Source organism: Brevibacillus sp. HB1.1, assembly GCF_013332445.1.
Classification (GTDB): domain Bacteria; phylum Bacillota; class Bacilli; order Brevibacillales; family Brevibacillaceae; genus Brevibacillus; species Brevibacillus porteri.
The window spans coordinates 632,933-647,994 of record NZ_JABMIV010000001.1; the positions used below are offsets into that span (position 1 = coordinate 632,933).

The following is a 15,062-nucleotide window of genomic DNA, read 5'->3' on the forward strand; positions in this document are numbered from 1 at the left end:
GAAATCCCGTTTATATGTAACAAGGGAGGTGGATTGTAATGGCACGTCGTTGCTTTGTAACAGGTAAATCTGCTAAAGCTGGAAACGCTCGCTCCCACTCCATGCGCGCAACTCGCCGCACTTGGGGTGTCAACGTACAAAAAGTGCGCATTCTCGTAAATGGAAAACCGAAGCGCGTTTATGTAAGTACTCGAGCACTGAAATCCGGTCTCGTAACTCGCGTATAGTTGATCTCAGCTATGCGAAAAAAAGCACCCTCGAGGTGCTTTTTTGCATTTCTCCCGTTTCTCCACTCTTCTCCCTAAGGAGGCTCGGGGCCGAAAGTTCATTTTTTCTTGTTGAACGCCTCGATGATGCCCCGAATCATGCCACCCAGGAACTTCGGCAACTTGATGGTGTAAAACCGCATGCTACCCCTCCTCACCGAAATTACTACACACGATACAAATACACGCCGGCCCCTATGAGTGCTAATGCCAATAGGCTATACCAAACCCACGGAGGTGCCCAATACAGGAAAATGGTGATTCCCCCGACAGCCAACGCAACCCCGAGAACACGTCGCAAGGCGCCCCCCTGTCGCAGGCGATAGGAGCGCAATCCCATTTCGCGTAAGCACCTCCTTTAGGTGTTCTCAAAAACGTGCATATTACATCATATTCTGCTGTCGGATAAACATGTATCCTGCCACCTGAAAAAAGTAGATGTCTAAGAAGTAAAAAATCAGGCAACGGAACTCGCTGCCTGATTACATTATGTGGATAGTTTGTACTTGATACCGATTTTTCCTGTTTCTTATGCGACTCGATCGCGTGCAGGGAACAGCAGCTGCGATGCGCTGCTAAGCACAACTGTCAAGACGACTCCCGCGATAATCATTTCTGGCAGCAGATACGTGATGTTATAAATGAGGGAATATTGCCAGACTGGTACACCTTCTGGCGCGTAGCTGCCAAACCAAATAATACCCGATAGAAAATGGCAGACAAATCGTCCAATCACGCCAATGAACAAGCCGCTCCACAGTACCATGATTCGTTGCTTCGTTCCTTCGTAGCCAGACAGGCGAACAAACCCAGCGAGACCCAGCGCTCCAAAAGCAAGCGGATAATCCAGCAACAGCTGAACTGGATGGACAACTGTACTGCCCAAGAGCAATTGAAGAAATCCGACAACAAGCCCTGTAATGACACCAGCAGCGAGTCCACGGCGAACAGCGATCAATGCGATTGGCACCATCACCAATGATACAGAGCCGCCCTGTGGCATTTCGAAAACCTTGATCTGACTAAACACAATTGCAAGAGCCGCCATCATCGCCATTTCCAACAAAATGACCAACCGTTGACGATCCAAAATAGTCACTCCTCAAAATAGAATAAACAAAAAATTTTTTACACTGATAATGTTTCTGATTCTAGCCCAAGTCTATGCGCGTGTCAAAGAAAAAAGCCGCTGCCTCATCGGCACTGCGGCTAGTTGTATTACCGAACCTTCTCCAAAAACTGCTGGGCGCGTTCACTTCTTGGCTTTTGGAAAAACTCTTCTGGTGGCGTATCCTCCAAGAGACGACCATCATCGAGGAACAAAATACGATCTGACACCTCTTCGGCAAAGCGCATTTCATGCGTAACGATTGCCATCGTCATTCCGCTATCAGCCAGCCCTTTCATAACCTCCAAAACCTCCTTGACCATCTCTGGGTCGAGGGCAGAGGTCGGCTCGTCAAACAGCATGATTTGTGGCTCCATCACAAGCGAACGGGCAATGGCTACACGCTGCTTCTGACCGCCTGACAAGCGTGATGGAAAGACATCCGCTTTGTCCGCCAGCCCTACACGCGCCAATAGCTCTCTCGCCTTTGTTTCCACCTCAGCCGCAGACATGCCTTTTACTTTCATCGGAGCATAGGTCAAGTTTTTCAATACCGTCATATGCGGAAACAGGTGAAAATGCTGGAAAACCATCCCGATTTGCTGACGAATACCCATCACGTCAGCTTTTGGAGCCGTGATTTCCTGTCCGTTGATCGTAATTGTACCCGTCGTTGGTGTCTCCATCAGGTTGATGCAACGCAGTAGTGTTGACTTCCCCGATCCAGATGGACCGATGATGGCGACAACCTCCCCTTTACCGATGTTCGTCGTGATGCCCTTCAATACATTCAGTTGTCCAAATGACTTCGTAATGTTATCGATCTTAATCACTGAGTCTCATCCTCCGTTCCAATACGCGAGCTACCCAAGTCAGGATCATAACCATGACATAGTACAGGATACCGGCGATCATGTATGGCTCAAAATAGCGGAAGATGGTGCCTTTGACCACATTCGCGTTCTGCATGATGTCTGCAAGACCAATCGTGGAAACGAGTGCAGATTCCTTCAAGAGCGCAATCGTTTCATTGACGAGTGCAGGCAAGATATTTTTGACAGCCTGCGGCAAAATTATATCTAGCATCATCCGGTGATAAGGTACACCAAGCGCTTTGGCCGCTTCCCACTGCCCTTTATCCACCGCCAATATTCCACCACGAATCGTCTCAGAAATGTATGCACCTGAGTTTAGTGTAAACGTTAGCACTGCTGCTTCCAGTTGCGAAATGTTGTAGCCAGTAAGCTGTGGCGTTGCAAAATAAACAAAGGTAAGCTGCAAAATCAAAGGCGTCCCGCGGAAAACAGAAGTATAAACAACCGCGAGCCAGTTTAGCACTTTCACATTCGAAATTTTAATAAGTGCGAGGATGGAGCCCCAGAAAAATCCCAATACAACCGAAATCAAAGTAACAAGTAGCGTGCCCTTTATCCCTTCCAATATGAAAGGAATATAGGGCACGATTTGTGCAAAATCCAAATTCATGCCCATTCTCCCCTCTTGCTGCTTATACAGTTATTCTTCGTTGCCTGGAGAGATTATTGACCGAACCATTTTTGAATCAGCTTGTCCATTTCTCCGTTGTCTTGCATCTTTTTAATGACTTCATTAAATTTCTCTACGTGCGGCGAGCCTTTTGGGAACGCAACAGCGGAGCCATTTTGTTCATTTTCTTCCAATGTGGTAAATTGCAGAGAGTCATTGTTTTCCACGAAGCCTTTCGCTACCGTGTCCTCGATAATGGCAGCATCTACGCGGCCCGCTTTTACTTCTTCAACAATCTCAGGCAGCTTGTTCAGTGAAGTGATCTGCAAGCCGGAAACAGTCTTTGCAATCTCCTTTGCTGCCCCTTCCTGAATAGAACCGAGCTGTACCGCTACTTTTTTGCCAGCCAATTGCTCAGGCTTGGTCAAATTGCTGTCTTTCTTTGCTACGATCGTATTTTTCGCATCGTAATAGATGGTAGAGAAATCAGCGTTCTTCGCGCGCTCAGGCGTTGCTGTCATGCCAGCCATAACGAAGTCCGCGCGATTCGTTTGCAGTGCCGGAATAAGCCCGTCAAAGTTCATGTCATTGATTTGCAGTTCGTAGCCAAGCTCTTTTGCAATGTATTTCGCGATATCGATGTCAAAGCCGACAATCTCATCTTTTCCGCTGCTCAGATCGTGATATTCATACGGCTTATAGTCAGCCGAAGTAGCCATGACCAATGTTTTCTTGTCGCCAGCAGAAGGCGCAGGTGCTTGTCCTGTTGCTGTTTGATTGCCTGTACCGCATCCAGCGATCACGACTGCCGCAAGCATTGAAGTAAGTGCCAGAGAAATAAATGATTTTGTTTTCTTCATGATGAACCCCCGTTGTTATGATTTTTACGCATAAAGCAGTCTATTCGTAGCATTAATTTGCATGAAAACTTATATTTATGCATCACAATGATTATTTTACTCATAATCTAAACAATTTCAATCATTTTTTACTTACATTTTAAACACGGAATATACAGAATTTTATACGCAAATCTTTATTTTAGTGGCAGAAAAGCAAACAAGGCTTTATAGTGCTAGTAAAAGGAATTACAGGAGGCTGACATGGAGAAAAATTGGACGTCCTATTTTCGGCAGCAGCTCCCAGAAATTATCGAGGAACTGCGTACATATGTAGAGATGGAAACACCCACCCATAACAAGCAAGCTGTCGATCAATTAGGCAGTCTGATTGCGGAGCGCTTTCGCCAATTGGGGTGTCGGGTAGAGAGCTTGCCACAAGAGCAATACGGAAATCAGCTGCGAATGGAGTATGGAGATGGCGACGAACAAATCCTCATTCTCGGTCACTTCGATACCGTAAAAGAAATTGGTACATTAGCCGTTGAGCCTTGTCGCGAGGAAAATGGCCGACTCTATGGGCCTGGTACATACGACATGAAGGCGGGGATCGTTTTTAGCTATTTCGCCCTGCGCGCCATGATGGAACACAATCTTTCGCCCAAAAATAAGCTCGTCTTTTTTTGGAACACCGACGAAGAGATTGGCAGTGTTTCCTCCGAAATGCTTATTAGAGAGGAAGCAAAAAGAAGTAAATATGCATTGGTACTGGAGCCTGCCGCTGGAGATGGCTCTTTGAAAACAAGCCGCAAAGGCGGCGGAGACTTCCTTTTAAAAGTCACAGGCCGTGCTGCACATGCAGGCAATGATCACGCCAAGGGGATCAATGCGATCGCTGAACTGGCTCACCACGTCCTCGATATTCAATCGTTTACGAATTATGAGGCGGGCACTACCTTGTCTGTTGGTACCATTACAGGTGGAAGTGCATCGAACGTCGTACCTGACTTTGCCATGACAGAAATTGATGTGCGTATCCAAAGCCGTGAGGAAAGCGAGCGTATTACCCGATTGATGAGTCAACTGACCCCTGTCCATCCGGAAGCCAAGCTGTTCGTGGAAGGCGGTATCACCAAGCCTCCTATGGAACGAACTGCCGGTACCGAGCAACTGTTCTTGCATGCGCAGGAACAAGCGCGTCTGGAAGGTTTTGAATTGACGGAGCAAGGTGTCGGCGGAACAAGCGATGGAAACTTCGCCGCTGATGCAGGCACACCAACGCTTGACGGTTTGGGACCTGTTGGTGATGGAGCCCACGCCTCCCACGAGCATATCGTCATTGATGCCATTCCTGGCAGGATTGCCGTAATGCTTCGGATGTTTTTAACCTTGTCATAATAAATTTACAGGTGTATAATCTTATGGAAAATTAAGGCTCCGTCTCATTAACGACGGAGCCTTATCTGCACTATTTTCGAATGGGCAGTCATATATATTCCTATTCGAATAACAAGGAGAGGGAAAACATGGAATCAATCACCACATCGCCAAGCAATCCCGTAGGATTTTGGCGTCGGCTCGGTGCCGGACTGCTAGATGCAATCATTATCGGACTACCGCTACTACTGATCACCTATATCATTACAGGCAGTACAGAAGACAATATTGTTACCAATCTCATCTCCTCGCTGTACAGCCTCCTCGTGCCTGTATTTTGGCATGGCTATACGGTGGGCAAACGAATTGCCGGGATTCGCATCGCCCGAATCGATGGAGAGCCTGTAGGAATCGGAACCATGCTGTTACGCAACCTCGTCGGAGGAATCGTGTATGTCATTACACTCGGTCTTGGTATAATCGTCAGCGCCATCATGGTTGGTGTTCGTCAGGATAAACGCTCGATCCATGATTTGATCGCCGGTACGTATGTAACATCGAATCAGCCTTAATTTTCCACTCATCCGAAATAGAATAGCAACTCTGCGACGAGCCCCTTAGAATCGTCATTGGAAAAACCACCCGGTTTCCCGATGAAATCTAAGGGGGCATTTTTATAAGATTGGCACCCAAAACAGCATGTCTCGACTAAAAAAAGGCCGGATGATTATATCCGGCCTTTTTCCATTTCTATCCATCAAGCAGTTTATCGGAACAATACCTTATCTGTCGTTGCATCCATAAACACCATTGTTGTGTATGGCGGCAGGCTTGCCCGCACAATGATATAAGGTGTGTGCACCGCTGGCATTGTAATATCTTCTGGAGTAGGATTGGTCAGCTCTACATAAACCGTGAGCATTTCCCATCCTTGCTGAGTTCCAACAACCTTCAAACTATAACCAGAGGTAGGCATTTCACCACGGGAGACCACATACAGGTCGCCTTGACGATGTACACCCTTTTTCGATTTTACTTTTCCTACGAATGCTCGTTCAGCCGCTGACAATCTACCTTCTTTTTCAATAGACAATTTTTTCGTTTGCACGTCTACTTGAGAAGTCGAGATCGGCCCCGAATGCTTTTGTTCAGCATGCACGGCAGTTTGTGAAAATGGCAGAATGGAGAGAATGGTTAGAACCGCTACACTGTTTTTCCATAACGATTTCATACATGATCAACTCCTGATTTTTTTAGAGGGCGAGAAACACTTCTTGATACTGGCCAGTATCTCTCAGATAGGAAATTTTTACCACTATCTGGATAATTTGATTTAATCATTATATTTATTAAAAAGCAATATTTTCCAAAATGTTTTATTTTTGTTAATTAACCTTTACCAGTTATCACCTATAATCCTTATAGGAGTAAGAATAATTCGATTTTATTCTATTTGTAGTATGAACTATAATTATACTTTTATTTTTATTATTAATTGATTTATCAGGTAATTAATTACAATATTCAGATGATTACAAACCGCATAAACAAGAGAAAACAAAAAAAAGCTGACGCCGATTGCCTATCGTCGTCAGCTTACAGCTACGTGTTATTCTTACTGTCCACGAATCGCAGCGATCGCTTGAGCGCGATCTGCCTGATTGAATACCGCGCTGCCTGCAACGAGGACAGTCGCTCCTGCTTCCTCGCACAAACGCGCTGTTTGTGCATTGACACCACCATCGATTTCGATTTCCACATGCCCCAAGCCACGCTCGTTCAGCATTTGACGCAACTGGGCAACCTTTGGCACAACGCTGTGAATGAATTTTTGTCCACCAAAACCAGGGTTCACCGTCATGAGGAGAACCATATCCAAATCAGCAAGGACTGGCTCGATCGTGGAAATCGGTGTAGCCGGGTTCAATACCACTCCTGCTTTTACACCTTGCTCCTTGATCAAGTGCAGCGTGCGATGCAAATGACGGCATGCTTCCTGATGAACAGTAATCCAGTCTGCTCCACTTTTCGCGAATTGCGGAATGTAGCGATCTGGTTCCTCAATCATCAAGTGCACATCGAGAGGCAGCTTGGTCACTGGGCGAATCGCCTCCACAATCAGAGGGCCGATCGTAATGTTTGGAACGAAGTGTCCATCCATTACATCCACGTGAATCCAGTCCGCTCCTCCCTTCTCGACATCGAGAATTTCTTCACCCAGACGGGCAAAATCAGCAGATAGGATAGAAGGTGCGATTTTTACCATGGTTTGTTCCTCCGTTGGTATTCTTTTAGCTCTTCGCGGAATTGTTTGTAGTGTTCGTAGCGCTGTTTACTGATCTCACCAGCCTCCAGTGCGGCCTGCACGGCACAAGCTGGCTCGCTTACGTGAAGACAGCCACGGAACTTGCATTCCGAGCTGCGATCGGCAAAGTCCCGGAAGGATTCCGCCAGATCTAGCTCGGAGAAATCGATAAATTCCAGTGAACTGAAGCCCGGTGTGTCTGCCACATAGCCGCCGCCCGCAAGTGGAATCAGCTCGACATGACGCGTTGTATGCTTTCCGCGTCCGAGCTTTTGGCTGACATCTCCTGTCTGCAGGCTGACACCCGGAAACAGCATGTTGATCAGGGAGGATTTGCCTACACCTGACTGACCTGCAAAAACCGAAATACGGTCCCGCAAAACCTCAAGCACTTCCTCCACACCGCGTTGATCCGCTGTTGAGGTCGGAATCACGCGATACCCGATCGCTTCATACTTCTCCACGATTTCGGTTACCTCTTCTTCCGACACTTGATCGGCTTTGGATAGCACAATCACAGAATCAATCCCTGCACGCTCCGTGTGCGTTAGGAACTTGTCCAACAGCAACGGACTGAACATCGGCTTGTACATCGAAAAGACGAGTACCGCCTGATCCACATTGGAAACGGGCGGACGAACCAACTCATTCGTCCGTTCGCCCACCTCCATGATATAGCCTTCTTCCTCATTGATCGCATCGTAGACGACCCAATCCCCAACCAGTGGATTTACTTTTGCATCTTTTTTCTTGAAGAGCCCTCGTGCACGGCAACTGTAGATTCGCCCTTCGTCGGCTACATAATAGAAACCGCTGAGCGCTTTCACAATCCGTCCTTCTGGCATTCATGTCCCTCCACTACACTATGGCAAGCTGTTATACGAAACTGGAATTGTCTGGTATTCAATGAAGCCTTGATCAGTCGATCGTTTCACAAAGACCTTGACTACCGAGTCCTTCTGTGGCGCCAAGACAATTGGTACATCGTACTCTTTACTTTCGGTGATCGTTTCCGTGAGCGGAGCTTTTGCCTCTCCACGAGCATCTGTCACTTCAATCTTCACTTCCAGTGTTTCACCAGGCACAACCTCTACATAAACCGGAACGTTTGCCAGCTTAGCGTCCTGCGGATATTGGCCATTGCTGACCTCAAGCGGAACCGCTACTTCCTTTTGCACATCCATTCCCGGATCGTAAGGGTGAGTGCTGAGAACAATACCTGGTTTGTCCGTCGTATAAGTAGGCACTTTGGTGATTTCCCCAACAGTCAGTCCTTTTTTGTACAATTCTACTTGTGCAGCTTCTACTGATAAATTCCGCACATCCGGCATTTTCACGAAGGCTTTTCCTTTACTGATCGTGACCGTCACATTCGTTTTAGTAGGGAACACTTTTTCATTTGCGGCTGGAGTCTGCTTGATAACCGTCCCTACCTCAGCCTTGTCGTCCTCTTCCTCTACGAAAGTGACATTCTCCAGTTTAAAACCATTGCTTTTCAATGCTTCTTCTGCGGTTGCTCGCGGCAGCGTAACCAGATTTGGCATGTTAATCTCTTGTTGTCCTTTGCTTACATACAAAGTTACAACGGAATTTTCCTTTAACCGCATGGGAGGTGCAGGGTCTTGGCGTATCACCATTCCCTTTTCTATCGTATCATTGGCTTCTTCCACGATACGGGCAACCAGTTTGGCATCCTGAATCTTCTTCTCAGCGAGCGTTACTTCGATCCCTTCTACATGAGGTACCTGTGCCTCTGGAACGGACGGGAACAGATTCAACAGTAAGTTAAATCCGAAGAATGCCAGTACGAAAAACAGTCCGATACCACCTACCCACAACAGAGCTTTGACCCACCATTGTTTCTTGGCTGGTTTGGCATCCTCTTCTTCCGTACGCTGCTCATAGCGGCTACGCCCCGCTCCTCCGGTTTTGCCATTGGTATGGCCTTCGAGCATGTCAGGTGTGATGATCGGCACCACACGCGTCATCTCTTCATCCACCGGGAACGTCAGCTTTTCTTCGTTTAATCGCTCTGGGAACAGGCAGGTCTCCAAATCTTCTAGCATTTCACTCGCGGACGCGTATCTGAGAAATGGATCCTTTACCAGCGCCTTCAAAATGACATTTTCTACACTCTGCGGGATAGCCGGATTGACTTGGCGCGGCTCTGGAAGCGGCTCCTGCAAATGCTTGAGCGCCACTGATATAGGCGAATCACCGGAAAACGGCAGTTCACCCGTCACCATTTCGTACAAGACGATCCCCAGCGAGTAAATATCGGATTTTTCCCCGGTAATCCCGCCGCGCGCCTGCTCTGGCGAAAAATAATGGACAGAGCCAAGCATCGCATTCGTATGCGTAATCGTTGCTGAAGTAACGGCTCTCGCAATCCCGAAGTCCGTAACCTTCACCCGACCATTTTTTCCAATCATAATGTTATGCGGCTTGATATCTCGATGAATGATCTGGTTTTGATGCGCATGATCGAGTGCATCGCAAATTTGCTCGGCGATCCGCACTGCCTCTTCTACCGGTAGCGCACCACGTTGAATGATGACCTCTTTCAACGTGTAGCCTTCTATGTACTCCATCACCATGTAATGGGTATCGCCTTCCTGACCGACATCATACACCCCAACCACATTGGGGTGAGATAAGCTCGCCACCGCCTGCGCTTCACGTCGGAAACGATTGACGAAATCTTCGTCCGTACCAAACTGTGAACGCAGCACTTTAACTGCCACTGGACGATTCAATATTAAATCTTTGGCCTTGTATACAATGGCCATACCGCCCCCACCGACGCGGGACTCTATTTGGTATCGTCCTCCCAGTCGTTGACCTTCCATCTCTCTCACCCCTCTTCCTGACCGGCATCAAGCGTATTTCGTACGGCAACCAGCGTTATGTTGTCTTCCCCACCAGCATCCAGTGCTTCTTGCACCAAACCGTCCACCTTCGCTTGTAACGATATCTGTTTCTGCAAATTTTCTTCAAAGGAAGGATGACTGACCTTGTTGCTCAGTCCATCTGAGCAAATCAAGACGATATCACCCTCTGACCATTCAAACTGCCCAAGATCAATGAGCACATCCGGCTCAGTCCCGACCGAACGCATAATGACGTTGCGATGAGGGTGGACAGACGCCTCCTCGGCTGTAATCTGTCCACTTTTCAACAGCTCATTTACAAGGGAATGGTCTTCTGTCTTCATGACCAGACCGTCTTGGTTGTAAAAATACAGACGGCTGTCGCCAATATGCGCAGTAATCACGGAGGATTGGTCGAACAAAGCAGCAACCACGGTTGTACCCATGCCACTGCACTCCGGATGTTCAATCGCATATTCATAGACTTCTTTATTCGCAAGCAGGATGGCGTTCATCAATTGCTCACGCACATCCTCTGCTTCGAGGTCCCCTTCTAGGTGACGCAGTTCTTTTACTATTCGCTCAACAGCAAGGCGACTGGCGATATCACCAGCCTGATGGCCACCCATACCATCTGCTACAATGGCGAGCACGCGTCCGTTTAAATCGGTCACACAGGCATAATAGTCCTCGTTAACCTGACGAACGCGGCCAACATGGGATTTCATCGCGATTTCCATGGCATCACCCCACGGTTTCTTTAGCGTGTTGTGCCCTCAATTGTCCGCATGCAGCAGCAATGTCACTGCCTTGCTCGCGTCTGATGGTCACATTGATTCCTTTTTCCTCTAAAATGCGTTTGAACTGAAAAATCTCATTGCGTGGCGTGCGCACATAATCACGCTCTGGTACGTAGTTCACCGGGATCAGATTCACGTGGCAAAGCATGTCGCCAATGAGTTCGGCCAGCTCCTCTGCATGCTCAGGCTGATCATTTTTCCCGCCGAACAGACCATACTCAAAACTGATACGACGCCCTGTCTTGTTAATGTAATGGTGGCATGCTTCCATCAGCGTAGCAAGCGGGAAGCCGCGGTTGATCGGCATCAGCTGGCTTCTCAGCTCCGTGTTTGGAGCGTGCAGGGAAATCGCCAGGTTCACTTGTCCGCCTTGTTCAGCAAACTCGTAAATCTTCGGCACAATTCCACTGGTGGAAACTGTAATGTGACGAGCACCGATATTCAGTCCACGGTTATCGTTGATTACAGACAAGAACGCCATCAAGCTCTCGAAGTTCTCGAAAGGCTCCCCGATCCCCATGACGACAACGTGACTGACACGCTCACCTTCCGCATCCAATCTGCGTTGTGCCGTCAATACTTGAGAGACGATTTCACCTGCATCCAGGTTACGCTTTAGTCCACCTAATGTAGATGCACAAAACGTACATCCGATACGGCAGCCCACCTGTGTCGTAACACAAATGCTGTTTCCGTAGTTATGACGCATAATCACCGTCTCAATCGCATGTCCATCGACAAGCTGGAACAAAAACTTGATCGTTCCATCCTGCGATTCTTGATGCGTGATTTCCTTGAGCGGACCCATGCGGAATGTATCAGCCAGCTTTTCGCGCAGCTCCTTGGACAAATTGCTCATCTCTTCAAAAGAAGTGACACGCTTTACATATAACCAGTCAAAAATTTGTTGCGCACGAAATGCTTTGTCGCCGGCACTAACCAGCCATTCCTTCATTTCATCTTGCGTCAAACTGTAAATAAGCGGCTTTGCGCCAGTAAATGTCGTTAACGGCATTCTATCTCCACATCCTCAAAATCATTGCTTGCCTAAATCCATTCTATCATTGTACCTCGTGGGGCGTCTCGCTTCAAACGGTTTTGACATCCAGATTCATAAATGCATCGCTTTTCCTAGTGTAAACCAATCTGAGCGCTCGCAAACAAAGGCAAAGGAGTGGCATTTTCCACCTATTGGTGCGCCACCCCTTGTTTGTACGTCCGTTTCCTTATCCTCTTCGTTTCAATCGTGCGATAAAGAATCCATCACTCTCGAAATGGTGAGGCAAAATTTGTACGCAGGCTCCGGTTTCATCGACATGCCCTCTGACAACCTCAGGCAGGTCTTGTGCCAGTGTATCATCGAATACGAAATCAGGGTGTTCTTCGACAAAGCGGCGAACAATCTCCTGGTTTTCTGCTGGCTCGATCGTACATGTGCTGTAAACCATGACACCACCCTGAGCAAGCATCGGTGCCAACGTCTTGAGCAGTTCGTACTGTAACTGAGCAATCGCACGGACATCTTCAGGCGTCTTGTTCCATTTCAGATCTGGCTTCCGACGAATCACGCCAAATCCGGTACACGGCGCATCCAGCAGGATTCGATCGAAAGTTCCCAGCCCTTTTTCAGGTAGGTCCAGCGCATCACTAACGATTGGCTCGATGATTGTAATCCCGAGTCTTTTCGCTGCACTCGCAATCAGATCGCGTTTGTGCGGATGCACATCACTCGCAATGATTTGCCCGCTGTTTTCCATCATTTCTGCTATGTGCGTTGTTTTTCCACCAGGAGCCGCGCAAGCATCCAGTACACGCATGCCTGGTTGTGCAGCAAGAGCTGGTGCTACGAGCATGGAGCTCTCATCCTGAATCGTGAAGTAGCCTTCCTTGAACAAGCGAGAGCCTGCTGCATGTCCGCCTTCCATCAAAATAGCATGAGGACTGACAGACGATGTTTGGCCTTCCAGCCCTTCTTCCGCCAGCTTGTCCAGCACTTGATCCTTCGTCGTTTTCCATGCATTGACCCGGATAGAGCTATGCGGCGTTCTGTTGTTGGCTTCGCAAATCGCAATCGTCGTCTCTTCTCCATAGACCGTAAGCCACTGACGCACAAGCCATTCTGGATGAGAATAGGCTACGGCGATTTGCAAAGCACGGTCGCCTTTTGGCTGACGCTCCCACACATCCGGCTGGCGCAATACATTGCGCAAGACACCGTTGACCATCGAAGCAATCCCTTGGTGACCGCGTTTCTTGGCGATTTCAACCGCCTGGTGTACGGCAGCGCGCTCAGGAATACGGTCCAAAAAGTGAATTTGATATAAGCTGAGACGCAACAAATTACGAACCCAAGTCTGTACCTTTTTATTCCCGACAAAATGAGACAGGACATGATCCAGCGTCATCTTTCGCTGAATGGTACCGTACACAAGCTCCGTCACCAGCCCTGCATCTGCTGCACTGAGATTTTCACGATCCAAGACATTGCGCAGCTCAAGATTACTGTAGGACTTATGTTCTTCTACCCTGTTCAAAACATCGAGGGCGATATCGCGAGCTCCCTTTTTTGCCACGGACTATTCTCCTACCTTTGTGCCGATTTCAATGTTGCTGCCCGCTCCACGCAAAAAGTCGAGTGCACTCATACGTTTTTTGCCTTCTGGCTGCAATTCGGTTATTTTCACTGCACCGCTACCGCAAGCGACCACGATACCGTCTTCCTCACGGGCGATGATCGTTCCCGGCTCTTTGCCTTCGCCCGACGCAAGCATTTTTTCTACCCACCACAACTTCCAAATCTTGCCTTCGCATGTAGTAAATGCGACCGGCCACGGATTCAAGCCGCGGACTTGGTTGTAAATCTGTTCTGCAGAACGGCTCCAGTCAATTTTTTCGTCTGTACGCTTAATATTCGGGGCAAAAGTCGCTGCCGAATGATCCTGTTGCTCTGCTACGAGCTCACCAGCCAACAGGCGTGGAACGGTAGCCAGCAACAGTTCAGAGCCTGCCGCAGCCAATTTGTCAAACATGGTCCCCACGGTATCGCGCTCCTCAATCGGAACGACTACCTTGGACAGCATATCCCCTGCATCGAGAGCTTCCACCATGTACATGATGGTCACGCCTGTTTCCGCTTCTCCCTCGACAATTGATTTATGAATGGGGGCACCCCCACGATATTTCGGCAAAAGAGAAGCGTGCACATTGATGCAGCCATATTTCGGTGCATCAAGCAATTTCTTCGGCAAAATCTGTCCATACGCCGCGGTAATGATCAGATCAGGCTCGAGCGCTAACACTTCATCCAAGGCTTCTTCTGCCTTGATTTTCTCCGGTTGCAATACCAAAAGTCCATGACGCAAAGCCGCCTCCTTCACGGGGGGCGGCGTCAATACTTGCTTGCGTCCAACGGGACGATCGGATTTTGTTACGACTCCAACCACGTTGTAGCCTGCTTCGAGTACAGCCGTAAGACTCGATACAGCAAAGTCAGGAGTACCCATAAACAGGATGCGAGCATCTTTCAAATGGTTATTCCCCTTCCTGGTTCGGGTTTACTTTGTACACCTTGTCAGCTACATCGATAAAGAGGACACCATTCAAATGATCGATCTCGTGTTGAGCGCAACGGGACAACAGGTCGTCTGCCTCGAGCTCAACCACATTCCCGTTACGATCATGACCGCGCAGTTTGATCCACTTGTGGCGGCGAACGTCTCCTTGCAGGCCAGGAATGCTCAGGCAGCCTTCTGGATAATCGTATTGCTCACCTTCATGCTCAACGATTTCCGGATTGATCATTTCAATCAGTCCATCACCGCAATCCATTACGATGACACGCTTGGAGATGCCCACTTGTGGAGCAGCCAAGCCTACACCGTCTGCATCGTACATCGTATCTGCCATATCATCAAGCAGCTTGTGCAAGTTGGAATTAAATTTGGTTACAACCATTGCCTTTTCACGCAAAATCGGATCTGGATGTTTTACAATTGTGCGAATCGCCATGTGT

Annotated in this window: 18 protein-coding genes; 3 read left to right on the forward strand and 15 right to left on the reverse strand. The window is 48.2% G+C overall.

All coding sequences use genetic code 11. The annotated features are described in order from the left end of the window. Positions 1 to 38: 38 nt before the first annotated feature. Entirely contained in the window at positions 39 to 227 is a 189-nt protein-coding gene (rpmB, locus tag HPY27_RS03060) for a 50S ribosomal protein L28 (protein WP_005831020.1), read from the forward strand. Positions 228 to 325: 98 nt separating this feature from the next. Here rpmB and spoVM read toward each other — a convergent pair whose 3' ends face one another. From spoVM to HPY27_RS03090, 6 genes are all read right to left on the reverse strand, one after another. Then, a complete protein-coding gene (spoVM, locus tag HPY27_RS03065) occupies positions 326 to 409 on the reverse strand; it encodes a stage V sporulation protein SpoVM (protein WP_005831022.1) in 84 nt (27 codons plus the stop codon). A gap of 23 nt (positions 410 to 432) precedes the next feature. Beyond that, entirely contained in the window at positions 433 to 606 is a 174-nt protein-coding gene (locus tag HPY27_RS03070; RefSeq protein WP_007728365.1) for a hypothetical protein, read from the reverse strand. 189 nt (positions 607 to 795) lie between these two features. After that, positions 796 to 1,356, reverse strand: coding sequence for an energy-coupled thiamine transporter ThiT (gene thiT / locus HPY27_RS03075; protein ID WP_017249451.1), 561 nt, complete (start codon positions 1,354 to 1,356; stop codon positions 796 to 798). 128 nt (positions 1,357 to 1,484) lie between these two features. Then, a complete protein-coding gene (locus HPY27_RS03080) occupies positions 1,485 to 2,207 on the reverse strand; it encodes an amino acid ABC transporter ATP-binding protein (protein ID WP_174224326.1) in 723 nt (240 codons plus the stop codon). Then, positions 2,200 to 2,859: an amino acid ABC transporter permease gene (locus HPY27_RS03085; RefSeq protein WP_069849708.1), complete on the reverse strand. Its 660-nt coding sequence runs from the start codon at positions 2,857 to 2,859 to the stop codon at positions 2,200 to 2,202. The genes HPY27_RS03080 and HPY27_RS03085 overlap by 8 nt, the downstream gene beginning before the upstream one ends. Positions 2,860 to 2,912: 53 nt before the next feature. Further along, complete coding sequence (locus tag HPY27_RS03090; RefSeq protein ID WP_017249454.1) at positions 2,913 to 3,719, reverse strand: transporter substrate-binding domain-containing protein; 807 nt, start codon at positions 3,717 to 3,719, stop codon at positions 2,913 to 2,915. A 243-nt stretch (positions 3,720 to 3,962) separates the two neighbouring features. On the opposite strand from HPY27_RS03090, the gene HPY27_RS03095 reads away from it, so the two are divergent. Both HPY27_RS03095 and HPY27_RS03100 read left to right on the forward strand, forming a co-directional pair. Further along, entirely contained in the window at positions 3,963 to 5,096 is a 1,134-nt protein-coding gene (locus tag HPY27_RS03095) for a M20 family metallopeptidase (protein WP_173622136.1), read from the forward strand. Between the two features lie 128 nt (positions 5,097 to 5,224). Then, positions 5,225 to 5,647, forward strand: a complete 423-nt coding sequence (locus tag HPY27_RS03100; protein WP_017249456.1) for an RDD family protein — start codon at positions 5,225 to 5,227, stop codon at positions 5,645 to 5,647. Between the two features lie 194 nt (positions 5,648 to 5,841). Here the strand turns inward: HPY27_RS03100 and HPY27_RS03105 are convergent, their stop codons facing one another. From HPY27_RS03105 to def, 9 genes are all read right to left on the reverse strand, one after another. Continuing rightward, positions 5,842 to 6,306, reverse strand: a complete 465-nt coding sequence (locus tag HPY27_RS03105) for a protease complex subunit PrcB family protein (RefSeq protein WP_017249457.1) — start codon at positions 6,304 to 6,306, stop codon at positions 5,842 to 5,844. 384 nt (positions 6,307 to 6,690) lie between these two features. Beyond that, positions 6,691 to 7,341 (reverse strand): ribulose-phosphate 3-epimerase, encoded by a 651-nt coding sequence (gene rpe, locus HPY27_RS03110; RefSeq protein WP_017249458.1) that lies wholly within the window; start codon positions 7,339 to 7,341, stop codon positions 6,691 to 6,693. Further along, a complete protein-coding gene (gene rsgA / locus HPY27_RS03115; RefSeq protein WP_173622137.1) occupies positions 7,335 to 8,225 on the reverse strand; it encodes a ribosome small subunit-dependent GTPase A in 891 nt (296 codons plus the stop codon). Before rsgA ends, rpe begins: the two co-directional genes overlap by 7 nt. Positions 8,226 to 8,243: 18 nt before the next feature. Then, a complete protein-coding gene (pknB, locus tag HPY27_RS03120) occupies positions 8,244 to 10,229 on the reverse strand; it encodes a Stk1 family PASTA domain-containing Ser/Thr kinase (RefSeq protein WP_173622138.1) in 1,986 nt (661 codons plus the stop codon). 5 nt (positions 10,230 to 10,234) lie between these two features. Continuing rightward, positions 10,235 to 10,990, reverse strand: coding sequence for a Stp1/IreP family PP2C-type Ser/Thr phosphatase (locus HPY27_RS03125; RefSeq protein WP_017249461.1), 756 nt, complete (start codon positions 10,988 to 10,990; stop codon positions 10,235 to 10,237). Positions 10,991 to 10,994: 4 nt separating this feature from the next. Beyond that, on the reverse strand, positions 10,995 to 12,065 hold the full coding sequence (rlmN, locus tag HPY27_RS03130) for a dual-specificity RNA methyltransferase RlmN (RefSeq protein ID WP_017249462.1): 1,071 nt from the start codon (positions 12,063 to 12,065) through the stop codon (positions 10,995 to 10,997). Positions 12,066 to 12,276: 211 nt separating this feature from the next. Beyond that, entirely contained in the window at positions 12,277 to 13,623 is a 1,347-nt protein-coding gene (gene rsmB / locus HPY27_RS03135) for a 16S rRNA (cytosine(967)-C(5))-methyltransferase RsmB (RefSeq protein ID WP_174224327.1), read from the reverse strand. Between the two features lie 3 nt (positions 13,624 to 13,626). Beyond that, on the reverse strand, positions 13,627 to 14,577 hold the full coding sequence (gene fmt, locus HPY27_RS03140; protein ID WP_017249464.1) for a methionyl-tRNA formyltransferase: 951 nt from the start codon (positions 14,575 to 14,577) through the stop codon (positions 13,627 to 13,629). 4 nt (positions 14,578 to 14,581) lie between these two features. Continuing rightward, positions 14,582 to 15,058 (reverse strand): peptide deformylase, encoded by a 477-nt coding sequence (gene def / locus HPY27_RS03145; RefSeq protein WP_007728382.1) that lies wholly within the window; start codon positions 15,056 to 15,058, stop codon positions 14,582 to 14,584. Between the last annotated feature and the right edge of the window lie 4 nt (positions 15,059 to 15,062).

Coding starts and splice junctions, on each gene's coding strand:
- rpmB (WP_005831020.1), top strand. CDS start 39: ATGGCACGTCGTTGCTTTGTAACAGGTAAATCTGCTAAAGCTGGAAAC.
- spoVM (WP_005831022.1), bottom strand. CDS start 409: ATGCGGTTTTACACCATCAAGTTGCCGAAGTTCCTGGGTGGCATGATT.
- HPY27_RS03070 (WP_007728365.1), bottom strand. CDS start 606: ATGGGATTGCGCTCCTATCGCCTGCGACAGGGGGGCGCCTTGCGACGT.
- HPY27_RS03085 (WP_069849708.1), bottom strand. CDS start 2,859: ATGAATTTGGATTTTGCACAAATCGTGCCCTATATTCCTTTCATATTG.
- HPY27_RS03090 (WP_017249454.1), bottom strand. CDS start 3,719: ATGAAGAAAACAAAATCATTTATTTCTCTGGCACTTACTTCAATGCTT.
- HPY27_RS03095 (WP_173622136.1), top strand. CDS start 3,963: ATGGAGAAAAATTGGACGTCCTATTTTCGGCAGCAGCTCCCAGAAATT.
- HPY27_RS03100 (WP_017249456.1), top strand. CDS start 5,225: ATGGAATCAATCACCACATCGCCAAGCAATCCCGTAGGATTTTGGCGT.
- HPY27_RS03105 (WP_017249457.1), bottom strand. CDS start 6,306: ATGAAATCGTTATGGAAAAACAGTGTAGCGGTTCTAACCATTCTCTCC.
- rpe (WP_017249458.1), bottom strand. CDS start 7,341: ATGGTAAAAATCGCACCTTCTATCCTATCTGCTGATTTTGCCCGTCTG.
- rsgA (WP_173622137.1), bottom strand. CDS start 8,225: ATGCCAGAAGGACGGATTGTGAAAGCGCTCAGCGGTTTCTATTATGTA.
- pknB (WP_173622138.1), bottom strand. CDS start 10,229: ATGGAAGGTCAACGACTGGGAGGACGATACCAAATAGAGTCCCGCGTC.
- HPY27_RS03125 (WP_017249461.1), bottom strand. CDS start 10,990: ATGGAAATCGCGATGAAATCCCATGTTGGCCGCGTTCGTCAGGTTAAC.
- rlmN (WP_017249462.1), bottom strand. CDS start 12,065: ATGCCGTTAACGACATTTACTGGCGCAAAGCCGCTTATTTACAGTTTG.
- def (WP_007728382.1), bottom strand. CDS start 15,058: ATGGCGATTCGCACAATTGTAAAACATCCAGATCCGATTTTGCGTGAA.